Source organism: Pseudomonas wadenswilerensis (genome assembly GCF_900497695.1).
In the GTDB taxonomy this organism is placed as follows: Bacteria; Pseudomonadota; Gammaproteobacteria; order Pseudomonadales; family Pseudomonadaceae; genus Aquipseudomonas; species Aquipseudomonas wadenswilerensis.
Window position 1 is genome coordinate 801,817 of record NZ_UIDD01000010.1, and the last position, 22,912, is coordinate 824,728.

The 22,912-nt window shown below is 65.8% G+C and carries 23 protein-coding genes; 9 read left to right on the forward strand and 14 right to left on the reverse strand.

Annotated elements, in window-relative coordinates:
- Positions 1 to 2 precede the first annotated feature (2 nt).
- The 12 genes from gspN to CCOS864_RS22735 are packed head-to-tail and all read right to left on the reverse strand — an operon-like array spanning position 3 to position 10,643.
- Positions 3 to 650 (reverse strand): type II secretion system protein N, encoded by a 648-nt coding sequence (gene gspN, locus CCOS864_RS22680; protein WP_167458917.1) that lies wholly within the window; start codon positions 648 to 650, stop codon positions 3 to 5.
- The gene (gene gspM / locus CCOS864_RS22685; RefSeq protein ID WP_115088470.1) at positions 647 to 1,033 is read right to left on the reverse strand and encodes a type II secretion system protein GspM; all 387 of its coding nucleotides are present in this window, start codon (positions 1,031 to 1,033) and stop codon (positions 647 to 649) included. The genes gspN and gspM overlap by 4 nt, the downstream gene beginning before the upstream one ends.
- Complete coding sequence (locus CCOS864_RS22690; RefSeq protein WP_115088471.1) at positions 1,030 to 2,139, reverse strand: GspL/Epsl periplasmic domain-containing protein; 1,110 nt, start codon at positions 2,137 to 2,139, stop codon at positions 1,030 to 1,032. Before CCOS864_RS22690 ends, gspM begins: the two co-directional genes overlap by 4 nt.
- Positions 2,139 to 2,726, reverse strand: coding sequence for a prepilin-type N-terminal cleavage/methylation domain-containing protein (locus tag CCOS864_RS22695; RefSeq protein WP_115088472.1), 588 nt, complete (start codon positions 2,724 to 2,726; stop codon positions 2,139 to 2,141). The genes CCOS864_RS22690 and CCOS864_RS22695 overlap by 1 nt, the downstream gene beginning before the upstream one ends.
- Complete coding sequence (locus CCOS864_RS22700) at positions 2,723 to 3,091, reverse strand: type II secretion system protein GspI (RefSeq protein ID WP_115088473.1); 369 nt, start codon at positions 3,089 to 3,091, stop codon at positions 2,723 to 2,725. The genes CCOS864_RS22695 and CCOS864_RS22700 overlap by 4 nt, the downstream gene beginning before the upstream one ends.
- Positions 3,088 to 3,522, reverse strand: coding sequence for a prepilin-type N-terminal cleavage/methylation domain-containing protein (locus tag CCOS864_RS22705; protein ID WP_115088474.1), 435 nt, complete (start codon positions 3,520 to 3,522; stop codon positions 3,088 to 3,090). The genes CCOS864_RS22700 and CCOS864_RS22705 overlap by 4 nt, the downstream gene beginning before the upstream one ends.
- A gap of 2 nt (positions 3,523 to 3,524) precedes the next feature.
- On the reverse strand, positions 3,525 to 3,959 hold the full coding sequence (gene gspG / locus CCOS864_RS22710; RefSeq protein WP_115088475.1) for a type II secretion system major pseudopilin GspG: 435 nt from the start codon (positions 3,957 to 3,959) through the stop codon (positions 3,525 to 3,527).
- 14 nt (positions 3,960 to 3,973) lie between these two features.
- A complete protein-coding gene (gspF, locus tag CCOS864_RS22715) occupies positions 3,974 to 5,176 on the reverse strand; it encodes a type II secretion system inner membrane protein GspF (RefSeq protein WP_115088476.1) in 1,203 nt (400 codons plus the stop codon).
- A gap of 3 nt (positions 5,177 to 5,179) precedes the next feature.
- The gene (locus tag CCOS864_RS22720; protein WP_115088522.1) at positions 5,180 to 6,628 is read right to left on the reverse strand and encodes a GspE/PulE family protein; all 1,449 of its coding nucleotides are present in this window, start codon (positions 6,626 to 6,628) and stop codon (positions 5,180 to 5,182) included.
- A gap of 5 nt (positions 6,629 to 6,633) precedes the next feature.
- Positions 6,634 to 8,586, reverse strand: a complete 1,953-nt coding sequence (gene gspD, locus CCOS864_RS22725) for a type II secretion system secretin GspD (protein ID WP_115088521.1) — start codon at positions 8,584 to 8,586, stop codon at positions 6,634 to 6,636.
- A 3-nt stretch (positions 8,587 to 8,589) separates the two neighbouring features.
- Complete coding sequence (locus CCOS864_RS22730) at positions 8,590 to 9,015, reverse strand: pilus assembly protein PilZ (RefSeq protein WP_115088477.1); 426 nt, start codon at positions 9,013 to 9,015, stop codon at positions 8,590 to 8,592.
- On the reverse strand, positions 9,012 to 10,643 hold the full coding sequence (locus CCOS864_RS22735) for a bifunctional UDP-sugar hydrolase/5'-nucleotidase (RefSeq protein WP_115088478.1): 1,632 nt from the start codon (positions 10,641 to 10,643) through the stop codon (positions 9,012 to 9,014). Before CCOS864_RS22735 ends, CCOS864_RS22730 begins: the two co-directional genes overlap by 4 nt.
- 237 nt (positions 10,644 to 10,880) lie before the next feature.
- On the opposite strand from CCOS864_RS22735, the gene CCOS864_RS22740 reads away from it, so the two are divergent.
- On the forward strand, positions 10,881 to 12,929 hold the full coding sequence (locus CCOS864_RS22740) for a PhoX family protein (RefSeq protein ID WP_115088479.1): 2,049 nt from the start codon (positions 10,881 to 10,883) through the stop codon (positions 12,927 to 12,929).
- A gap of 24 nt (positions 12,930 to 12,953) precedes the next feature.
- Here CCOS864_RS22740 and gspK read toward each other — a convergent pair whose 3' ends face one another.
- Positions 12,954 to 13,919 carry a type II secretion system minor pseudopilin GspK gene (gene gspK / locus CCOS864_RS22745; protein WP_115088480.1) on the reverse strand — a complete coding sequence of 322 codons (966 nt, stop codon included), beginning with the start codon at positions 13,917 to 13,919 and terminating at the stop codon, positions 12,954 to 12,956.
- 143 nt (positions 13,920 to 14,062) lie between these two features.
- Between gspK and tatA the strand changes: the two genes are divergently transcribed.
- From tatA to nagE, 8 genes are all read left to right on the forward strand, one after another.
- The gene (gene tatA / locus CCOS864_RS22750; RefSeq protein ID WP_115088481.1) at positions 14,063 to 14,287 is read left to right on the forward strand and encodes a twin-arginine translocase TatA/TatE family subunit; all 225 of its coding nucleotides are present in this window, start codon (positions 14,063 to 14,065) and stop codon (positions 14,285 to 14,287) included.
- Entirely contained in the window at positions 14,287 to 14,565 is a 279-nt protein-coding gene (gene tatB / locus CCOS864_RS22755) for a Sec-independent protein translocase protein TatB (protein ID WP_115088482.1), read from the forward strand. Before tatA ends, tatB begins: the two co-directional genes overlap by 1 nt.
- Positions 14,565 to 15,320, forward strand: a complete 756-nt coding sequence (gene tatC / locus CCOS864_RS22760; protein WP_115088483.1) for a twin-arginine translocase subunit TatC — start codon at positions 14,565 to 14,567, stop codon at positions 15,318 to 15,320. Before tatB ends, tatC begins: the two co-directional genes overlap by 1 nt.
- A 70-nt stretch (positions 15,321 to 15,390) precedes the next feature.
- Positions 15,391 to 16,122: a GntR family transcriptional regulator gene (locus CCOS864_RS22765; protein ID WP_115088484.1), complete on the forward strand. Its 732-nt coding sequence runs from the start codon at positions 15,391 to 15,393 to the stop codon at positions 16,120 to 16,122.
- Between the two features lie 10 nt (positions 16,123 to 16,132).
- On the forward strand, positions 16,133 to 17,230 hold the full coding sequence (gene nagA / locus CCOS864_RS22770) for an N-acetylglucosamine-6-phosphate deacetylase (protein ID WP_115088485.1): 1,098 nt from the start codon (positions 16,133 to 16,135) through the stop codon (positions 17,228 to 17,230).
- Positions 17,220 to 18,242 carry an SIS domain-containing protein gene (locus CCOS864_RS22775; protein ID WP_115088486.1) on the forward strand — a complete coding sequence of 341 codons (1,023 nt, stop codon included), beginning with the start codon at positions 17,220 to 17,222 and terminating at the stop codon, positions 18,240 to 18,242. The genes nagA and CCOS864_RS22775 overlap by 11 nt, the downstream gene beginning before the upstream one ends.
- 19 nt (positions 18,243 to 18,261) lie before the next feature.
- Positions 18,262 to 20,802: a phosphoenolpyruvate--protein phosphotransferase gene (gene ptsP, locus CCOS864_RS22780; RefSeq protein ID WP_115088487.1), complete on the forward strand. Its 2,541-nt coding sequence runs from the start codon at positions 18,262 to 18,264 to the stop codon at positions 20,800 to 20,802.
- Between the two features lie 12 nt (positions 20,803 to 20,814).
- Positions 20,815 to 22,482: an N-acetylglucosamine-specific PTS transporter subunit IIBC gene (gene nagE / locus CCOS864_RS22785; RefSeq protein WP_115088488.1), complete on the forward strand. Its 1,668-nt coding sequence runs from the start codon at positions 20,815 to 20,817 to the stop codon at positions 22,480 to 22,482.
- A gap of 116 nt (positions 22,483 to 22,598) precedes the next feature.
- Here the strand turns inward: nagE and CCOS864_RS22790 are convergent, their stop codons facing one another.
- On the reverse strand, positions 22,599 to 22,910 hold the full coding sequence (locus CCOS864_RS22790) for a YqfO family protein (RefSeq protein ID WP_115088489.1): 312 nt from the start codon (positions 22,908 to 22,910) through the stop codon (positions 22,599 to 22,601).
- Positions 22,911 to 22,912: the final 2 nt, after the last annotated feature.

Below are 22,912 nucleotides of genomic sequence, written 5' to 3' on the forward strand. Positions count from 1 at the left end.
CGTCACCACCTGAGGTTGCGGTTCATGCGGGTTCCATCCGTCTTGAGCCAGCCGGCAGCCAGTAACACCGGGTACAGGGCCGTACCCGGTGTTACCTCCCCCTGCAGGTTCCCGCGACGGGCCAGCAGGTCAGCATCCAGCTCACCCTGATGCTGACCCTGCAACTGCAATTGCGCCAACAGGTGCATGCCGGCCGTGCAATCAATCCGCACCCGGGCCGCGCCCAACGGCACTGACCATGGCGCAACCAGCGCCAGGTTGCGGCCAGCGATCTCACCCTGGCTGACCCGGCACTGCCGACCGCTCCCCTGCACGTCGATCCGGCCGCTCCACTCGCCCGTCAGGCGATAGGACGAAGGCATTGTGAGCGTGCGCTGCAACGGCTCGACAGCCGCGCTCCAGTTCCACGGCCAGCCAGCGACCTTGACCTGCCAGCTTTGCCCCTGGAACCCTAGCTCCACCTGCGCCCGCAGACGCCAGGGTTGCCAGTGCCAGGCAACCGGCCCCACCTGCCCCAAGCGTTGCGCCTGGCCTTGCCAAAGGCTGCCGGAAACGCCCTCGGCGGCAACGGGTGCGAGCAGCCACCTGGCCGGCAGCCCGGCCAACACAGTCAGCGAGAACACCAGGCTGAACCAGCCGACGCGCTTCACTGCTGCAGCTCCAGCTCGAAGTTCATGGCGCTCTCGGCTTGCTCCAGCGACCAACGCAGCGGACGCACGCCTTCGCGCTGCACGGCCAGTAACCAGCGCTGCAAACCTTGCTCATCGACTGCACGGCCCTTTATCTGCCAGCTGTTTTTTTCCGCCAGCACCTCGTTGAGCACGATGCTGTTTGCCTGGGCTGATTGCTGCAGTTGCTCGACACTGAACCGCGCATCGACCTGCAAGCCGGCCGCCGACCGGGCCAGGGCCTGCCACTGCTGGGCGTCCTGCCAGCGGGCCGTGCCTTCACGAATCATCAAGGTGATGAGCAACAACCCTACCGTTACCCAGGCTGCCGGCAACAACCAGCGGCGCTGCATCCACTGACTCATGATGCCGCTCCCAGGTCGAACATCAGTTGCAGGTGATCTTCGCCACCCGCCACTGCAACCGGCACACCGACCTGCTTGGCGATAGCCTCCCAGGTCGCGACCTCTGGCGGCTGATCGCCGCGAAGCCGCAACGTCCAGCGTTGCCCGTCGAAGCCGCTGGCGGTCATGTGCCAGGCGGGCTGCGCTTGCAGCCATTGCTGTAATGCGGCCTGCAATTGCCCGATCTGGCGCAGGCGCAGTTGGCGATCCTCCTCGGCCTGACGCTGACGCTTGAGTACCTGGGCGGCCTGACGAGGTGAAGTGACCGGCCCCGTCACCGCGAGCACTTGCGCTTTGTAGACCTCGTTCTGGCGCCATTGCTGGCTCAGCCACAGGCCGCACCAGAGCAGGCCCAACAGCGCGCACGCGGCGATCAGTCGCCAGTGCCCGGGGGCCATGGGAAGCCGCAGCCGCAGCTGACGCGAAGGGCGCAAATCAAACAGGCTGGGCAACCGCTCCAGCATGGCCAGTCGAGGTGGCCAGGCCCCCTCAAACGCTTCGCTTTGCAGGCCCGGCCATGGCGCCGGCAGGTTCGGCCCGAGCAAGGACGGCCAGGCCAGCCAGTGCTGTCGTGATTGCTCGGTTACGCCCTTGAGCAACAGCAGATCAGGGCTGCGCTGCCAGCGCAGGGCGGTGCCTGCCGGCGTATCCGCCAACAACTGAAACTCGGCCCAGCAACGCTCCACGCTTAGCCCCCAGTCCGCGCACCGGGCCAGCCACTGGCCGAGCAGCGCCTGATCGACGCTGACCAGCTCCAGCTGATTGCCCTGGCGCGAAACACAGCCACATCGGATGGACTCGGCTGGCTGCAGCAAACGCTCTTCGACCAGCAGCGGCCACTCGTCACGTTTGAGCCCCGGTGGCGCCGGAAGCTGAAAATGGCTGCACTGGTTACCCGGCAGAATCAGCACCACGCGAGCGCCGTCAGGGCTGGGAAGCAGCCCCTCCCCGGCTTCGCGCCTGCCGTCTGCCAGGCGCAGCCAGCTCCAGGGCGCTTGCCCCTGGCCCGGTCGCAGCAGCAGCCAGTTGCTGCTGCGTGGCGTTTGCCAGCGTTCAAGCCATTTCATCAGGGCGCCTCCGGCAGGGCGAAGGTACAGACATAAGGTGCTCCATCACGCTTGAACTCAAGCCGCACGCCGAGATCCGGGGCGGATCGCTCGGCAGAAGGAAAGGCCAGCCAACGGCCCGATTGAAAAAAGGAGAAACTCGGCGCGGTGACCTGATCGAGCTGATCGCGTTCACGCCATTGCGGTTTACCCACCGCATACAGGTCGGCGGAGGTTTCCAGCAGCAGGCGTTGCCCGCGCGAGTCATAACTCAGGCGCTGGCGCTGCAAGCGCGAACCGCCTTCCGCTTGCGGCCAGGCGCCGCGGGCCACCCATTGCAGTTGCAAGGTGGCGGGTTGCCAGTCCAGCCAGTTGATTGCCAGGGGCAGGCGCTGTTCATAGAGCTGGCGTAACACCGTCGAATCGAAACGCCGCTCCAGGGCCAGGCAAAAATTCAGTACCGGCGAGCCCTGCGCAGGTTGCTGCAAGCGTTCGCGCACGCCCACCCAGGCATTGACCAGCGTCGCCAGCAAGATCCCCAGCACGGCGGTCAGGGCCAGGGCCACCAGCAGTTCAAGCAAGGTCAGGCCCTGCTGTCGGCGCTTCATGGGCGCACCAGGAAGATGCGGTACTGGCCGAGGGGATCGCGCCCGTCACGGTCGGCAAACAGGTGCAACTCACCACGGCGCAGGTTGCGTACTCCGGTGGAGGTCAGTTGCAGTTGCCAATGACAGTGGCCATCGCCCTGCTGCAATTGCCCGGCAACGCTGTTCTGCATCGGCCAATAGCGCTCAACGGCGAAACGCGCCTGCAGCTCGCGGGCGCAAAACACGCCCAGGCGGTGTTGCTGCACGCTCTGCTGCACCGCCAGACGCTGGCGCAGCACCTGGCTGGTCATGATTGCCAGGGCTGCGGCAATGCCCAGGGCCACGGTCACCTCCAAAAGGGTGAAACCTCGTTGCGCACGCATCACCGTGGTGCCCTGTGCAGTTGGCCATCACCGCTCCAGTGCCAGCGCTGGGTACCCTCAGGCCAGTGCCAGTTCAAGACAGCACTGCGCGCAACGCCGTAGGCCGAGAACACCAGTCGTGGCTCGTGGCTGGCAGGCCAGTCGGCGTGCAAAGCTGGCGGCCAGTCGCCCAAGGCGACGGTCTCGAGCTGCCAGCGCTCATCGACCCGACGGACAAATTCGGGACGGCTGCCATTCCAGCGCAAGCCACGAATCTCCCCGCCATGCAGCGCCAGCTCCGCCTGCTGGCGGCTGGCGCTGGCAAGGCGCTCAAGAGCCTGCTGCATCGGCGCCTTGCCACTGTCGAGCCAGGCAATACTCAGGGTACTCATCAGCCCGGCGATCAGCAGCACCACGAGCATCTCCAGCAGGGTAAAACCACGCTCGCCGCGCATGCCTAGAGTTCCCAGTTACCCAGATCGGCATCGATGCCTTCACCGCCCTCGACGCCATCGGCGCCCAACGAGTAAATATCGATACGTCCGTGCTGCCCGGGGGCACGGTACTGATACGCCGTGCCCCACGGGTCTTGCGGCAGGCGGCGGATATAACCGTCGGCGCGCCAGGCCCGAGGCTGTGGTTCTACCGTCGGTTTGCTGACCAGCGCCGACAGGCCCTGCTCGGCCGACGGGAAGCGCAGGTTGTCGAGGCGATACATGTCCAGCGCCTGTTCCAGGGTCGACAGGTCGGCCATGACCTTCTGCTTCATGGCCTTGTCCTGGCTGCCGAGCACACTGGGTGCGACCACGGCGATCAACAGGCCGATGATGAAGATCACCACCATGATTTCCATCAGGGTAAAGCCGCGCTGACGCGCGCGTGGGCTGTGCATGGTCTTGCTCCTTTTCAAAGTGTCAGGCCCTGGTTGAGCTGCATGATCGGCAACAGCACGGCGAGGACGATAAACAGCACCACCGCGCCCATCACCAGGATCATCAGCGGCTCGAACAAGGCCATGGCGCTGTCCACCTGGCGGGCGAAGCCGCGCTCCTGGTTGTCGGCGACCCGTTCGAGCATGTCCGGCAGAGTGCCGCTGGCCTCGCCGCTGGCGACCATGTTGAGCAGCAACGGCGGGAAGTGGCCGCTGGCATCCAGCGCCCGGTGCAGGCTGACTCCGCCCTGCACGTCAGTGCCGACCCGTTGCAGGGCCAGGTGAATGCGCCGGTTGTTGACCGTGGCCGTCGCCACTTGCAGGGCCTCAAGCAACGGCACGCCGCTGCCGGCCAGAATCGCCAGGCTGCGCGACAGGCGTGCGCTCTCCAGCACCGCCAGCAGGTTGCCGATCCGTGGCAGGCGCAGCAGCAGGTCGTCGCGGCGCAAACACCAGTGCGGGCGGCGCAGCAACCAGGCGCCGAGCAGTGCCGCCAGCCCCCCGCCGAGCAGCAACCAAGGGCCGACCAGTACCAGCAGGTCGCTGATGCCGATCAGCAGCGAAGTGATCCACGGCAGATTCTGTCCGGAGTGAGCAAACTGTTCAGTGAGTTTGGGCACCACGAAGGTCATCAGGCCGACCACCACCGCCAACGACACGCCCATCAGCACGCAGGGATAGATCAGCGCCGTACGCGCCTTGTGCTGCTGGCGCTGGACCTGTTCCAGGTGTTCGGCCAGCCGCTCCAGCACCTGGGCCAGGCGCCCGGAACGCTCGCCGGCCTCGACCAGTGCGCAATACAAGCCGGAGAACAAGCCACCCTGGCGCGCCAGGCTGCGGGCCAGGCTCAAGCCTTCGGCGAGCGAACCGCGCACCGCCACCAGCAGGTTGCGCAACGCCGGTTCCACCAGTTGCCGTTCCAGGGTCGCCAGGGCATCCACCAGGGGAATGCCGGCGCCGGTCAGGGTTGCCAGTTGCCGGGTCAGTTCGCACAACTGAGCGCGGTTGACCCGTTGCCGGCGCGGCAGAGCATTGCTGGCGTCATGGCGTTGCAACTGCCGGGCGAACAGCCCCTGCTCACGCAGCAACTGGCGGGCATGGCGCTCGCTGTCGGCCTGGATACTGGCCTTGCGCGCCCGCCCGTTGAGGTCTACCGCCTGATAGCGAAAGGTCGGCATGGCTCAGCCCTGCACCGCGCGCAGCACTTCGGCCAGGCTGGTATCGCCCCGGCGCAGGCACTCGCTGGCCATGCCGGCCAGGCTCTGCCGACGCCCGGCCAGGTATTCCTGCATGGCCACTTCGCTGGCGCCGTCGTAAAGCAAGGCAATCAGCCCGGCGTCCAGTTCGATGAACTCGTAAAGGCCGAGCCGGCCACGATAGCCGGTGCCCTGGCACTGCTCGCAACCGACGGCATGAAATGTCTCACTCAACTCGGCCAACTCCGGCCACAGGTGCCGCTCGGCCGCCTGCAAGGGTTGTGGCCGGGCACAGCGGCACAGACGCCGTACCAGGCGCTGGGCCATGACCCCGCGCAGGCACGAGGCAATCAGGAACGGTTCGATACCCATGTCACGCAGACGTGTCACCGCGCCCACGGCGCTGTTGGTGTGCAGGGTCGAGAGCACCAGGTGGCCGGTGAGGCTGGCCTGCACGGCGATCTGCGCGGTTTCGCGGTCGCGGATCTCGCCGAGCATGATCACGTCCGGGTCCTGCCGCAGGATCGCCCGCAGGCCGGTGGCGAACGTCAACCCGGCGCGCGGATTGATTGCGGTCTGGCCGATGCCGGCGATGGCGTACTCGACCGGGTCCTCGACGGTGAGGATATTACGGCTGCCGTCGTTGAGGCTGTTGAGGCTGGCATAGAGGGTGGTGGTCTTGCCCGAGCCGGTCGGCCCGGTGCTCAGGACGATGCCGTTGGGCCGCGCCAGGCAAGCGCGCAAGCCCTGCTCCACGGCCACCGGCATGCCGAGGTTGGTCAGCGCCAGCAGGCTGGCCTGCTTGTCGAGCACGCGCATCACCACCCGCTCGCCGTGAATGCCCGGCAGGGTCGAAACCCGCACGTCCACTTCACGCCCAGCCGAGCGCAGGGTGATGCGGCCGTCCTGGGGTTGGCGCTTCTCGGCGATGTCCAGCCGGGCCATGACCTTGATCCGCGACACCAGCATCGCCGATAGCGCTCGCGGTGGGCGCAGCACTTCGCGCAAATGGCCGTCGACGCGCAGGCGCACCACCAGGCTTTGCTCGAAGGTCTCGATATGAATGTCCGATGCCTGCAAGCGCAGGGCCTGGGCGAACAGGCCATTGATCAGGCGGATCACCGGCGCTTCGTCATCGCTCTCCAGCAGGTCTTCGATGCGCGGCATTTCGCTCATCAGGCCGTCGAGGTCGACCTGCTCGCCGATGCCTTCGATCAGCGCTGCGGTGGCGCCTTCGCCGGCCTGGTACAGCTGCCCCAGCTGGCTGTCGAAACTGGCGCTGTCGAGGTGGCAGACCTCATCCGGTTGGCCCTGTACGCGCAACAGTTCCTGCAATTGATCGCTGTCGGCATCACTGCGCAGCCACAGGCTCCAGCCCGTCGCCGACGGCGCCACGGCAAGGCCGGCCTGGCGGGCCAGGCGATAGGGCAACAGCTCCATCACCAGACGCCCTCGTCCAGGCGCTGGCGGCTGGCCGGGAAGGCTTGCAACAGCTTGCCGTCGTCGCTGATGGCCGGCAGTTTCAGCGCGGTTTCCTGCTGCAGGTTGCGGTACTTCTCGGTGCTCAGGCTGGCCAGGCTCGGGCCGTCACGCAGGATCCGCGGGCGAATGAACACCATCAGGTTCTGCTTCACCCCCTGGTGGCCGGAGGAACTGAACAGCCGCCCCAGCCAGGGAATATCACCGAGCAGCGGCACCTTCTGTTTGCTCGAAGTGACCTCGTCGCTGATCAGGCCACCGAGGATCACCAGGCCGTTATCCTCGACCATGACCTTGGTCTTGATCTCGCGCTTGTTGGTGATCACGTCGCTGGCCGAGGCGTTGTCGGCAATCGACGAGACCTCCTGGACGATGTCCAGGCGCACCGTATTGTCGATGTTGATCTGCGGCTTGATGCGCAGCTTGACCCCGACTTCCTTGCGCTCGATGGTCTGGTAGGGGTTGGTGTTGTCCTGGGTCACGGAGCCGGTGACGAAGGGCACTTCCTGGCCGACCAGGATCGACGCTTCGGCGTTGTCCAGGGTCAGCAAGGTCGGCGTCGACAGCAGGTTGAAGCCGCTTTTGCTTTTCAGCGCATTGACCAGCACGGCGAAGTTGAAGCCACCGCCGAAGTTGCCAAAGCCTGCGGTCAGGCCGTTGGTGCCGGACAGCAGCTTGGCCAGCGCGGCGTTGTCCTTGCCCGCCGCCGCCCCGGCAATGGCGGCGATGCTGGGGCCGCTGCTGCCGAAGTTGACCGTGCCGGCACCGAACTTCTCATCGGCAAACAGCCACTGCACGCCCAGCTCTTCGGCGCGCGAATCCGACACTTCGGCAATGATCGCCTCGACCACCACCTGCGCGCGGCGCACATCCAGTTGCTCGACAATGTTGCGATAGGCTGCCAGCTCGCTGTCGGGGCCGACCATGACCACGGCGTTGGTGCCTTCTTCATATTCCAGGCGGATCCCCGAGCTGCTGACCGGAGCCGGCGCCTTGTCATCCTTGCTGCCTTCGCCGGTGCCGGCCGGCAGCGTGTCCTGGCTGAGGCTGCGCAGCACCTTGACGACTTCACTGGCATTGGCATGGCGCAGGTAGATCACCTGGGTGTTGGAGCTGCGCAGGTTCTCGCCAGGGCGATCCAGTTGCGCCAGCAAGGCCCGCACCCGCTCACGGCTGTCGGCACTGCCGCGCACCAGCAGGGCATTGCTGCGCGGGTCGGCCACCACCTGGGCGCTGTCGGCGCCCTGCTCGCGGGCCAGCAACTGACTGATCAACTTGCTGGTGTCGTTGGCACTGGCATGTTGCAGCGGCATCACCTGCATCGGCTCGTCACTGACCTGATCCAGTTGCAGCAGCAGGCTGTCGATGCGCTCCAGGTTGCTGCGCCAGTCGGTGATCACCAGCAGGTTCGCCGCCGGATACGGAGTGATCACCCCGACCCGTGGATCAATCAGCGGCTTGAGGATCCCCAGCAGCTGTTCGCTGGCAGCGTTGCGCACATTGAACACGCGGGTGGCGACACCGTCACTGCCTTGCGCCGATTTGCCCGCTGTCTCCACCGGCACCGGCTCAAGACGCGCGGCCTGGTCGGGGACGATCTTGACGCTGCCGTTGGGCAGGTCGACGGCAGCAAAGCCCTGGGCGCGCAGTTGGGCCAGGAAGATGTCGTAGATCGCTTCGCTGTCGTGACGGTCGACGGTGCGCACGGTGACCTTGCCCTTGACCCGTGGATCGACGATGAAGGTGGTGCCGGTGATCTGCGAGACGCTGTCGATGAACTCGCTCAGTTCGGTATCGACGAAATTGACTTCGTACAACGGCGTCTCGTTGTCATCCAGCGCCACCGGCTCTTCGGCCCAGGCCAGGTTGAGGCCCAGGCTCAGCACGCTGGCCAGGCAGAGTCTTGCGATCATCATTCATCCTTGGCGCTTGAAGCCGGTCACGGCAGGCCGTGGCGGCCAGGGCAGGCGTTCGCGCCGCCCCTGGTTGTCGAAAATCAGGCCCTGGTCATCGATGCTCTCGAGCACGATGCCCGGGGCCAGGCGCTGGCCACGGCGCAAGCTGCGCGTGACCTGGCCGTAGCGCAGCACCACCACCGTGGCGCTGACCGGCACGGCCCTGAGGCCGCCCAGGTACTGCAGCGGTAAACGGGTCAGCGGCACAGCGCCGCTGTCGACCTGGGCCTGCCAGTGGCCAAGCATCAGGCCCGGCATGGGCGCAACGTCCTGCACCTGAGCCACGGCCGGCAGCGGCGCACGGCTGAGCTGCAGCACGCACTGGGCGGCGAGCCAGGCGGCCAGGCTCAGCAGCGCGGCGCTGAACAGGCGCGCACTACCGATCACGCGTTCAGCTCACGGGGATGCCAGCCGGGGTGACCCTGGACATAGCGCAGCTGCGGCAACTGCAACGCCGGCAGTTGCCAGTCGGCAGGCTGCTGCGCCAGCCAGGCTTCGACCCGTTGCCACAGCGGCTCGCCGCTGCTGGAGGCGTACTGCAAACCAAAGGTGCGGCACTGTCCCTGGGTTTCACTGAAGCCGGAGACGCGCTTGCCGTTCGGGCTGTAGCTGAGTTGCCAGGGCTGGCCCAGCCAGCGCGGCAGGTCCTGGCTGTTGTCGAGCAACAGCGGGTCGCCGAACAACTGCTCAGCGGCGTTTTCCAGCACCTGCTCGACTTGCCGGGCGGGCGCTTCGACCACCGGTGCCGGGTAACTGCCGGTCAGGCTGATCAGGTGTTCGCGGGTGATGGCCTGGCCGGCGGCCAGGGGGCTGTCATAACGCAGACCCGGGAGCAACACCGGGTAGCCGCTGTCGGCTGCCAGGGCCTGATGCAGCAGACGGTCCCAGCTGCCGCCGCGGGTATCGCGGCGCCATAGCGCCTGCGGTGCACGGGCCAGGGGTTGATCGAGCCAGGCCGCGTGACCGGCGCGTTGCTGCGCCAACAGCCCACGCAACTGCGCAGCACGGGCCTGGGCAGTGGCTGTCAGGCTGCTGTCGAAGGCGGGATGAAAATCTGCGCTGAACTGCCATTGGCCGGCCGTGCGTTGGCAGCGCACCTGAAAGGCACCGCAGGCGCGATTACCGGCAAACAGCACCGGCACCCGCTTGCCGCTGGCTTGCAGCACGGCAACCGGTTCCGGCCAGAAGTCCTGGCCACGGGCACAGAGCAGCAGGTCGGCATCGCTCAGACGCTCGGCCAGCCACAGGCCGGGGCCGGTGCCGACATCGGCCAGGGCGATCACCAGGTCCGCTTGCCCGCGGGCCTGCTCGAAGGCCGGCAACAGCGACTGGTACCACTGTTTGAGCGAGGCTTTCTGGTCCTGGGCATAGGGGTCGGTGATGCCGACCACGGCGACCCGTACAGCGCCTCGGCGAACCACCATGAAAGGCGCAACACCCAGCGCGGTGGCCTGCTCCGGAGCCAGGCCGGCGCCCAGCACGGTCTTGCCATATTGCCGGTAAAGGCCGGCGCAGCGCTGCGGCCAGAGCACCCGCTCATCGCTGCTGACCCGCACATCGCTGGCCAGCAACTGGCTGCCTTCAACACCACTGCTGCCCTGGGTCAGGTAGGCCAGCCCGCTGCCATTCCAGCCCTGGCCGTTTTCCAGGGTCAGGCAGTTGTCGGCCCCGGCGCGTTGGCGCAGTTGCTCCAGCAAGGCCGCCAACACGGCATAGCCGCCGGTGCGCACGCCATCGGCCAGGCTGGCGTCGAGCAGCGGGTTGAGTTCGGCACGGGCCTGGCGGGCGCTGGCGCCGGTCATCCATGGCGCCTGACCCAGGTGAGTAACCGGTCCCAGGCGCGTGGCCGGGACCACGGGTTTACCCGCCTGGCGGGCGTCGAGGGTGTCGGCGAAATACAGCACATCCAGCGAAGCATCGTTGCCGGCCGACGTCCCGCCCAGGCCAGCACAGGCCGTGAGCAGCGGCGCCGCAGCGCCAACGCCAATCCAGTTCAACACTTCCCGTCTGTGCATGTTCAGCCTGTCCCGTCGCCTTCGCGCTTGTTGGTTGTCGGGCCGGGATATTGGGGCGCCTGGATTACAGTTTGATGGCAGTTAATCGACAGCCAGGGCAAAACCTCAGGCAAATCAGGTGGTAACGATTTATTTCCTTCAACGCCTTTTAACAAAACTGCCAATCAATCATCACACTTGCTCACTAAAGTCCCGGTTTCTTTCACGCCGCATCATTGAACAAAAGGAACTGAACTGATGAGTCGAGACACCGGCGACAACCTGAACCGCAACCAAAGTGGCAACCTGCCCATGGACAGCGTTTTGGAGTCTTACCTGAGCCGCCGCAGCGTGGTACGCGGTGGCCTGGGCGCCGCGATCGCGATGATTGCCGGGACTGGCCTGACGGGTTGCTTCGACAGCAGTGACTCGGATGACGACGAACCGGTCGTCGAACCACCAACCCCGCCGAAACTGAAACTGGGCTTCACCTCCATCCCCGGCTCGCGCACCGACGCCTGCGTGGTCGCCGCCGGATACACAGCCTACGTCCTGGCGCCCTGGGGCACGCCGCTGAACACCAGCGCCAACCCGTGGAAAGCCGACGGCAGCAACACCGCCGCCGACCAGGCCAACTCGGTGGGCATGCACCATGACGGCATGCATTTCTTCCCCATCAACGGCAGCTCCGAAGACGGCCTGCTGGCGATCAACCACGAATACATCGACGCCGACGCCCTGCATCCCAACGGCCCGACCAGCGACAGCAGCGGCAAGCGTCCGGTCGAGGAAGTACGCAAGGAGATCAACGCCCATGGCGCCGGGGTGATCCGCCTGAAGAAAGTCAGCGGCCGCTGGCAGGTGGTCGACAACGACCCGCTCAACCGCCGCTTCACCACCGCCACGGTGATGAACATCGCAGGCCCCCTGCGTGGCAGCGAGCACGTCAAGACGCGTTTCTCGAAGAACGGCACCCAGGCTCGCGGCACCAACAACAATTGCGGCAACGGCTACACCCCGTGGGGCACCTATCTGACCTGCGAAGAGAACTGGCCGGGGATTTTCGTCAACACCAGCACCACCCTGCCGGCCGACCAGAAGCGCATCGGCGTGAGCACCAAGACCGGTAACTACAAGTGGGAAAGCGTGGCGGGCGATCCGACTGAAGTGGATGGCGAATTCAGCCGCTTCAACATCACCCCGAGCGGCGCCAGCGCCAGCGATGACTTTCGCAACGAGGCCAGCACCTACGGCTACATCGTCGAGATCGACCCCTACACGGCCAATACCCTGGCCGTAAAACGCACGGCACTCGGGCGCTTCCGTCACGAAGGCTGCTGCCCGGGCCTGCCGGTGGTGGGCAAGCCGCTGGTCTGGTACATGGGCGACGACTCGAACAACGAGTACCTGTACAAGTTCGTCTCCACCGCGCTGTGGGAAGCGGCCGATGCCAACCCGGCCGACCGCCTGGCCACCGGCAACAAGTACATGGACCAGGGCAAGCTGTATGTCGCCCGCTTCAACGCCGACGGCTCGGGCGTGTGGTTGCTGCTCGACGTCAACACCCCGACCAGCAGCGGCAAGACCCTGGGTTCGATCTATGGCGACCTGCCGGGGATCATCCTCAACACCCGCGGTGCTGCCGACGCCCTGGGCGCAACGCCGATGGACCGCCCGGAATGGACCACGGTCAACCCGCTCAATGGCGACGTGTACCTGACCCTGACCAACAACAGCGCGCGTACCGCTGCCAAGGTCGATGCCGCCAACCCGCGCGGGCCGAACCGCCACGGCCATATCATCCGCTGGCACGACAGCGACGATCAGTTGAGCTTCAGCTGGGACATCTTCGTGTTTGGCGCCAACGCCGCCGGTACTGCCGACATCAACCGCTCGGGCCTGACCGAACTCAACCAGTTCGCCAGCCCCGACGGCATGAGTTTCGATAGCCGCGGCATCCTCTGGTTCCAGACCGACAACGGCGAAAAAACCCTGACCGACTACACCAACGACCAGATGCTGGCGGTGATTCCTACCGACCTGGTAGATGCCGCTGGCAAGCAGGTGCCGGTCAATGCCAAGAACCAGGTCGACCTGCGCCGCTTCTTCGTCGGCCCCAACGGCTGCGAAGTCACCGGCATTGCGTTCACGCCGGACAACAAGTCGATCTTCGTCAACATCCAGCACCCGGACAACTGGCCGTCTACCGACGTCGCCACTGCCGTTACCCCGGCCGGCACCAAGGTGCGCCCACGGGCCTCGACCGTGGTGATCCAGCGTGCCGATGGCGGTGAAATCGGCGTGTAACCCAAGCGGCGCTCGCCGCAGCCCTTACCAGGGTTGCGGCGAACGGCTGATCACTTGCACCTGCTGGGCCGGCACCAGCGCGTGCCACTGCACGATCCCTCGTGCCCGCAGCTGAAATTCGCTGCGCATCTTCTGCCCGTCCTGTTCGAATTCCAGTTGCAGGGCAAAATCACCGCTGTTGAGCAGCAAGCCTTCGCTCAGCCGGGCAAACGTCGCGTCGTCCATGGCGCCCAGTGCCTGGCGCAACGCCCCTACATCGTGATAACCACCAGCGGGCCGGCCGGTGATGATCCGGGTCAGCAGCGAACGCGACACCTCCCCTTCGTAGAGCGCTTCGAGCAACGGTAGCTGCTCCAGGCTCAAGGCATTGGCATTCAGTCGCCAGCCGCTGGTCTGCGGCAGCGTGCATAACTGTGGATAGCGTTGCTGGCGCTGGGCGTCGGGCTCGAGCAGCAGGTTCAGTTCACTCATGTCGACTATCATCTGGTTGGCCGCTAGACGCGCAGGTGACTGGCGCAGGTACTGATCGCTCTCGGCGCCGCTGAGTCGGGTCTGGCCGTCGCTGTCGATCCAGTCCGCGAGGGCATCGGTCAGCCGTTGGGCGGCCATGTCATCGCCAAGCAGGTAGCGCAATTGCCGCGCGGCACGTTCGCCCTCTTCGCCAATCAACGCATTGACGTTGAAGCAGCTGTGCAAGTCGCGGATGCGCAAGGCCGCCGAGCCGCCGGCAAAGGCATAGGACAACGGCTGCCCGCGCAGCGCTTGCCAGAACAACGGGCTGGCGCGCCAGGCCGGGTCTTTCAGGGCCTGTTCGGCAAAGGCCAGGCCGGCGGTTTCCATGGCCCTTGCCTGCACCCGTTGCTGCACCAGGCGCACGCTGTCGATCTGCTGGCGACCGTCCTGCACCAGCCAGGTCAAACCTGCGGCAAGCATCGCCAGCACCACCAGCACCATCAACAGCGCCGCCCCTTGTTGCCTCTTCGCACCCATGAACTGCACATCCCGAGCAAATAAGGCGTCAGTCAACACAACGGATGTTGCAGGCACATGGCAAATACATCTGCACGTCACTTTTGCGTCATAAAGCGCAGGCAGGATAAGGCCTTCTTTTTCATGAGCTTGGAGCGTTTTTCATGGGTGGTATCGGGATCTGGCAGTTGCTCATCGTGTTGGTGATCGTGTTCATGCTGTTCGGCACCAAGCGCCTCAAAGGCCTGGGTGCGGACGTGGGCGATGCGATCCAGGGCTTTCGCAAATCCATGGGCAATGGGCCGGCAGAGGACGACGTCATTGCCCAGGTCAAACCGCAGGCGCCGCTAAAGGCAGACAGCGTGCAACAAGCGGAACACCAGCGCTGATGTTCGAAGTCGGTTTTACCGAACTGCTGCTGGTGGGCATCGTCGCCCTGCTGGTGCTCGGCCCCGAGCGCCTGCCGGCGGCGGCGCGCACCCTGGGCCGCGGCCTGGGTCAGGCGAAACGCGCCATGGCGTCGATCAAGGCCCAGGTGGACCGCGAACTGGACACCCAGGCCTTGAGCCAGGAACTCGATGCCCTGCCGTTGCAGCGCCTTGAGCAGGACCTGCGCCGCGGCGTCAGCCTGCAGCCGGACAACAGCCCAACCAGCGGAAACCCTTGATGAACACAGCAACCCACGACCCGGGCATGCCGCTCACCGCTCACCTGCGCGAACTGCGCAAGCGCCTGGTGCGCTGCCTGCTGGCCATCGCCGTGGTTTTCCTCGGCCTGTTCCCGTTTGCCCAGACGCTGTACACCCAGGTCTCGGAGCCGCTGCGCCGCTACCTGCCCGAAGGCGCGAGCATGATCGCCACCAGCGTCACCTCGCCGTTCCTGGCGCCGTTCAAGCTGACCCTGATGGCGGCGCTGTTCGTGGCCATGCCGGTGCTGTTGCACCAGGCCTGGAGCTTCATTGCCCCGGCCATGTACCGCCAGGAAAAGCGCATCGCCCTGCCACTGCTGGTGTCGAGCATCGTGCTGTTCTATTCCGGCATGGCTTTCGCCTTCTTCGTAGTCTTCCCGATGATGTTCGGCTTCTTTGCCAGCGTCACCCCCGATGGCGTGGCGATGATGACCGACATCGGCCTGTACCTGGACTTCATCCTCGCCCTGTTCCTGGCCTTCGGCCTGGCGTTCGAAATCCCGGTGGCGACTTTTATCATCGTCTGGACCGGGGTCACCGACGTCGGTACCCTGCGCAAAAGCCGCCCCTATGTGATCGTCGGTTGTTTCGTGGTTGGCATGCTGCTGACCCCGCCGGATGTGTTCTCGCAAACCCTATTGGCGGTGCCGATGTGGATATTGTTTGAAGTCGGATTACTGGCCTGTGCTGCGGTCGAGCGCAAGGGCAACCAGGAAATCGCCTGCAACAGCTGACAAGTGGTATTGACGTGGTATGCAAGTGGTATTAAATTTTTAATACCACTCGCCACCTGAAGTCACCGCCATGCCCCCGTTGACCGCCCTGCGCCCCGACGACACCCTGGCCACCCCGCTTTACCTTCAGTTGGCGCGCAATCTGGAACAGGCCATCCACGCCGGGCAGTGGAAAGCCGAACAGGCCCTGCCTTCGGAAAGAAGTCTCAGCGAAGCCCTGGACATCTCCCGGGTTACCGCGCGCAAGGCCCTGGAAGTGCTGCTCGAACAAGGCCTGATCCGCCGCATCCAGGGCTCTGGTACGTTCATCACTCCGCGCCTGGAACAACCGCTCTCACGCCTGTCGAGCTTCAGCGAAATGCTCCGCCTGAAAGGCTTTACCCCAAGCTCGCAGTGGCTGGAGCGCAGCGTCGACGCGCCGTCGGCCGATGAGCTGGTGCGCCTGGGCCTGTCGCCCAACGAACAGGTGGTACACCTCAAGCGCCTGCGCAAGGCCGATGACATCGTCATGGCCGTCGAATACAGCACCCTGCCCGCGCGCTTGCTGAGCAACCCCGAAGCCATCGGCGATTCGCTGTACCAATATCTCGACCAGATCGGCAAACCGGTGGTGCGTGCCCTGCAACACATTCGCGCGATCAACGCCAGCGCCGAACTGGCCGCACGGGTCGGCATCCAGCCCGGCACCGCCATGCTGCTGATGACCCGGGTCGGCTACCTCGACGACAACACCCCCATCGAACTGACCGACACCTACTGTCGCGACGACTACTACGACTTTGTCGCCGAGCTGCGACGCTAGCGGAGCCCCCATGAGCGAACACAACATACTCACCCCGACGGGCTGGGTACGCGGACGCCTGTTGCTGCGTGACGGCCGCGTCGCCGCCATCGACGGCCAGCCGTGCGATCCTCAGGGCAATGATTTGCCCTACCTGCTGCCCGGTTTCATCGACCTGCACGTACACGGCGGCGGCGGCAGCGATGTGATGGAGGGCGCCGGAGCCTTCGCCACCATCGCCCGTACGCATGCCCGGTTTGGCACCACTTCGCTGTTGGCCACCACCATGACCGCGCCGAAGGAAGAACTGACCCAGGTGCTCGGCGAACTCGGCGCCTACGCCCGCCAGCCGCGCAGCAACGGCGCGCGGGTGCTGGGTGTGCACCTCGAAGGACCGTACATCAACCCGGGCAAGCTCGGCGCGCAGCCGAACTTCGCCCACTTGGGGTTGCTTGAGGAAGTCGAGGCCTACCTGGCCCTGGCGCCAATCAAGGTGATCACTATCGCCCCGGAAGTCGCTGGCCACCTGCCGTTGATCCGTGCCTTGAGTGAGCGTGGCGTGCGCCTGCAGATCGGCCACACCCTCGGCAGCTATGAAGAAGGCGTGGCGGCACTTGAGGCCGGCGCCACCAGTTTCACTCACCTGTACAACGCCATGAGCCCGCTGCATCACCGCGAGCCGGGCATCGTCGGCGCGGCCCTGGCCCATGCGCGCTACGCCGAACTGATTCCCGACCTGCTGCACGTACACCCCGGCGCGATCCGCGTGGCCCTGCGCTCGATCCCCTGCCTGTACTGCGTGACCGACTCCACCGCCGCCGCCGGCATGCCCGATGGCGAGTACAAGCTCGGCAGCCACACCGTGACCAAATGCCTGGGCGGCGTGCGCCTGCCCGACGGCACCCTGGCCGGCAGCACCCTGACCATGGACCAGGCCCTGCGCAACCTGGTGAAGATCGGCCTGCCTCTGGCCGAAGCCTCTCAGCGCCTGTCGCAATTCCCCGCCGACTACCTCGGCCTGGAGGAGCGCGGACGCCTGCAGGCCGGTAGCTGGGCCGACGCAGTCAGCCTGGATCGCAACCTTGAACTGATCGGCGTAATGGTCGAAGGAGAACACCTTGAGCTCTAAAATGCTTGCCGAGGCCCTGGCCTCGGCCACCGTCGTGCAGACCCAACTCGAGCGTTGCGATGCCCGTATCGCCGAGGTTGCCGAACACCTGCGCCGCCTCGCACCGCAGGTTGCCCTGACCGTGGCCCGGGGCAGTTCGGATCACGCCGCCAGCTATTTCGCCTACCTGACCATGCAACAGCTTGGCCTGCCGGTGGCGTCGCTGCCGATGTCGGTGGTGACCCTGCAGAACTCGCCCTTGCAGGTGCGCGGCCAGGTGGCCCTGGGCTTTTCCCAGTCGGGCCAGAGCCCGGACCTGGTCAACAGCCTGCAAACCCTGCGCGAACGCGGCGCCACCAGCGTCGCCCTGGTCAACGCCGAGGATTCGCCGCTGGAACGCGCCTGCCAATACAGCCTGCCGCTGTGCGCCGGCCCCGAGTTGAGCGTTGCCGCCACCAAGAGTTTTATCGCCACCCTCAGCGCCAGCGCCCGCCTGGTCGCCCACTGGCAGCAAGACCCGGCGCTGCTCGAGGCTGGCCTCGCCCTGCCCGGGCAACTGCGCGAAGCAGCGGCGCAAGACTGGAGCCTGGCCATCGAACAACTGCGCGATTGCCAGCGGCTGATGGTCATCGGCCGGGGCGCCGGGTTTGCCGTCGCCCAGGAAGCAGCGCTCAAGTTCAAGGAAACCTCGGCAATCCAGGCCGAAGCCTTCAGCAGCGCCGAAGTGCGTCACGGCCCGATGGCACTGATCGATGCCCATTACCCGTTGCTGGTATTGGCGCCTCGTGGCGTGGAACAGGCAGGCCTGCTGCAACTGGCCGAAGACATGCGCCAGCGCGGCGCCAAAGTGCTGCTGGCCGCACCGGCGGACATCCCCCAGCGCAACCTGACCTTGAGCAGCGCCGCCCACCCGGGCCTCGACCCGCTGCTGGCGACCCAGAGCTTCTATGTCATGGCCGCAGGCCTGGCCGAGGCGCGTGGCATGGACCCGGACCAGCCCCGTCACCTGAGCAAAGTGACCCGAACTCACTGAGGCACCGAGGATCTTGCGCATGCCCGACAACAAGAACATCACCCTCCATGCACCCCTCGAAGGCCCCCTGTTGCCACTGGACCAGGTGCCCGACCCGGTGTTCGCCGGCGGCACCCTGGGCAATGGCATCGCCATCGACCCGCTCAACGACTGCCTGCAGGCACCCTGCGCCGGCACCGTCATTCACCTGGCAAAAACCCTGCACGCCCTGACCCTGCGTGCCGACAACGGCGCCGAGATCCTTATGCACATCGGCCTTGATACCGTACAGTTGCAGGGCCGCGGCTTCGAAGCGCTGGTGGCCAATGGCGAGCGCGTCGAACGGGGTCAGCCGCTGATTCGTTTTGACCTGGACCTGGTCGCACAACACTGCACCAGCCTGATCACCGTCATAATCCTGAGCAATAGCAGCGAATACCGATTGCTGCCGCGCACGACCCGTTCGGTGGCCCTGGGTGCGCCATTGCTGGATGTCATTCCCAACGCTGGCGTCGGCGCAGTCAAAGCTGCCAGCGCAGGTGAGACAGTGCGCGGTAGCACCAAGGTCGCCCATCACGGCGGCCTGCATGCGCGCCCTGCAGCATTACTGCGCCAGACCGCCCAGGGTTTCGCCAGCCACGCCGAACTGCACTTCAACGGCCAGGTCGCCGCGCTCAACAGCCTGGTGGCGATCATGGGATTGGGGGTGGGCGAGCAGGATGAAATCGAAATCGTCTGCAGCGGTGCCGACAGTACGCCAGCCTTGCACGCCTTGTTGGCGGCAGTCGCCACAGCGACCGTCGGCGAACAGCATGCCGGCCCTGCCGTCAGCGTCCAGGCCAAACCCGTCGCCAACCTGGAGCCCGGCATTCTCAATGGTGTATGCGCATCACCTGGCCTGGCCAGCGGCCCGTTGGCACGCCTGGATGCCATTCGCCTGCCGCACGACTCCGGCGGCCATCAACCCGGCCCGCAGCATCAAGCCCTGAACGTCGCGCTAGCCAGCGTCAAGGCCGCCATTGAAGCTGACCTGCAGCACCTGCAACAGGGCGACGCCGCAGCCATCTTCGAAGCGCACCTGGCACTGCTCGACGATCCGTCCCTGATCGACGCCGCGCGCCAGTGCATCGACCAGGGCACCGCCGCCAGCCACGCCTGGAGCCAGGCCATCGACGCCCAGTGCGCGATCCTCAAGGCACTCGACAAGCCGCTGCTGGCCGAGCGCGCCAACGACCTGCAGGATTTGCAGCAACGGGTATTGCGCGACCTGCTCGGCGAAACCCGAGAGCTGAACCTGCCGCCTTCGGCAATTGTCGCCGCCCATGAACTGACGCCCTCGGACCTGCTGCTGCTCGACAAGCACGCGGTAGCCGGGTTGTGCATGGTCGCCGGTGGCGCGACCTCGCATGTCGCCATCCTCGCCCGCGCCCGTGGGCTGCCATGCCTGGTTGCCCTGGGCCCGGAGCTGATGAACCTGCAGGCAGGCCAGGTACTGGTCATGGATGGCGAACAGGCCCGACTGGAAACCGCGCCAGACACCGAACGCCTGGCCCAGGTCGCGCAGCTTCGCCAGCAACAGCAGCAACGCCGCGATGAGCAGCAAGCCGCCGCCCAGGGCAGCGCCCAGACCCGTGACGGACGCCTGATCGAAGTCGCCGCCAATGTCGCCTCGGCTGTCGAGGCCGCCCAGGCCCTGACCCTGGGCGCCGACGGCGTCGGCCTGTTGCGCACCGAATTCCTCTTCGTCGACCGCCACACCGCTCCGGATGAGCAGGAGCAACGCGCCGCCTACCAGGCAGTGCTCGACGCCATGGGCGATCGCCCGGTGATCATCCGCACCATCGATGTCGGCGGCGACAAGCAACTGGACTACCTGCCACTGCCCCATGAAGCCAACCCGGTGCTCGGCCTGCGCGGCATTCGCCTGGGCCAGCTGCGCCCCGAGCTGCTCGACCTGCAATTGCGTGCCCTGCTGCAGGTCAGCCCGCAGCGCCGCTGCCGGATCATGCTGCCAATGGTCAGCGAGGTCGATGAACTGCTGGAGATCCGCCAGCGCCTGGATCGACTGACCAGCGAGCTGGGCATCAGCCAGCGCGCCGAACTTGGGGTGATGATCGAAGTACCGGCCGCCGCCCTGCTCGCCGAGCGCCTGGCCGAGCACGCCGACTTCTTCTCCATCGGCACCAACGACCTGTCCCAGTACACCCTGGCCATGGACCGCGACCACGCGGGCCTGGCGGCTCGCGTCGACGCCCTGCACCCGGCGCTGCTGCGCCTGATCGACCTCACCTGCCAGGGCGCCGCCCGTCATGGCCGTTGGGTCGGCGTGTGTGGCGCCTTGGCCTCGGACCCACTGGCCACTTCGGTACTGATCGGCCTTGGGGTCAGTGAGCTGTCGGTCAGCGCCCCGCAGGTCGGCGAGATCAAGGAGCGCGTGCGCCAGCTCGACAGCACGCAATGCCGCGCCTTCAGCCAGCAGTCGCTGGGTCTGTCCAGTGCCCACGCGGTGCGCCAGGCCTGCCGTGACTTTGATGCGCGGCCGCTACAACCACGCCACTCTCCACTTAGCACAGAACAATAACCGGAGCGCACCATGTACCAGCACTTCATTCAGGGCCTGCAACGGCTCGGCCGCGCCCTCATGCTGCCCATCGCCATCTTGCCGATTGCCGGCCTGCTGCTGCGCCTGGGCGACACCGACCTGTTGGACATCGCCCTGATCCACGACGCCGGCAATGCAATCTTCGCCAACCTGGCGCTGATCTTCGCCATCGGCATCGCCGTCGGCTTTGCCCGTGACAACAACGGTACGGCGGGCCTGGCCGGGGCCATCGGCTACCTGGTGCTGGTGTCGACACTCAAGGTGATCGACCCGCACATCGACATGGGCATGCTCGCCGGGATTATCGTAGGACTGCTCGGCGGCGCGCTGTACAACCGTTTCAAGGACATCCAGCTGCCCGAGTACCTGGCCTTCTTCGGTGGCCGGCGTTTCGTGCCGATTGCCACCGGCCTTTCAGCCGTTGGCCTGGGCTTGCTGTTCGGCTTGATCTGGCCACCGCTGCAGAACGGCATCAACAGCCTGGGCCAGCTGCTGCTCGACAGCGGAAGCATCGGCGCGTTCTTCTTTGGCGTGCTTAACCGCCTGCTGATCGTCACCGGCCTGCACCATATCCTCAACAATCTGGTGTGGTTCGTCTTCGGGAGTTTCGAGGGTGCCAATGGCCTGACCGTGACCGGCGACATCAGCCGCTATTTCGCCGGTGATCCCCGGGCCGGCCAGTTCCTGGCCGGGATGTTCCCGATGATGATCTTCGGCCTGCCCGCTGCGTGCCTGGCCATGTACCGCCATGCCCTGCCGGCGCGGCGCAAGCTGATCGGCGGCATCCTCCTGTCGATGGCCCTGACCTCGGCGCTGACCGGGGTCACCGAGCCTGTCGAGTTCGCCTTCATGTTCCTCGCGCCGATGCTTTACCTGATCCACGCCGTACTCACCGGCCTGGCCATGGCACTCTGCGACCTGCTCAACATCCGCCTGGGCTTTACCTTCTCCGGTGGCGCCATCGACATGGCCCTGGGCTGGGGCCGTTCAACCAATGGCTGGATGGTGTTCCCGGTAGGGCTTTTGTATGCGCTGGTGTACTACTTTGTTTTCGACTTCTGTATCCGCCGCTTCGATCTGAAAACCCCGGGCCGTGAAGATCAGCCCAGCGAAGAAGCGCCGGCCCCAGACAGCAGCGCGCCACGCGGCAAGCGCTACATCGATGCCCTTGGCGGCGGCGCAAACCTGCTCTCGGTGGACGCCTGCACCACCCGTCTGCGCCTGCTGCTTAAAGACCGTAGCCTGGCTCAGGATGCCGTGCTGAAAACCCTCGGCGCCATGGCCGTAGTGCGGCCGGGTTCCGGTGGCAGCCTGCAGGTGGTGGTCGGACCGCTGGCCGATACCATTGCCGACGAGATTCGCAACCAGTTGCCACATGCCCTGGCGAACACTGCTGAGCAGCCACAAGCGAAAATCGAGGCGACAGAAACCATGGCCGCTGACGATTGGCTCAGCGCCCTGGGCGGCAAGGATAATCTGCTGAAGGTGGAGTGCGTGGCCCTGACCCGCGTGCGCATCGAGTTCAAGGATGCGCGCAAGGTGGCACGCGAGCGCCTGCTGGCGCTGGGGTGCCAGGGGGTCAGTCCGCTGACGGATGGCACCTGGCATCTGTTGATGGGCAAGCGTGCTGCGGCCTTGAGCCAGTCGTTGCAGGGCTGAAAAGCATCGCGGGGCAAGCCCGCTCCTACTGTGGGAGCGGGCTTGCCCCGCGATGAGGCCCGAGCAGACACAAAAAAGCCGCGACCCGATCACAGGTCGCGGCTTTTTTTCAGCCCTTAGAAGTCCGCTAGCTGCCAGACCTCATAAGCCGGGGTTTCATAGGGATGACTGAGCTTTAGCGCAGCGACCACCGAGCCAATCAACTGGTCGGACACCACCAGCTCGACCCGCCATTCTTCGACCTGCTCGACCACGCCGGTCTGCCCGAGGAACGGCTGGCTGCCGTCCAGCGGTCGGAACTGGCCCTGGCCCAGCACCTGCCAGGCGCAGCAGTCGTAGTCGCCGATGCGCCCGCCGCCAGCGGCGAACACAGCAGCCTTGACCACCTCCACATGGCTAGGCGGGACGAAGAAGGCGAGCTTGTACACCC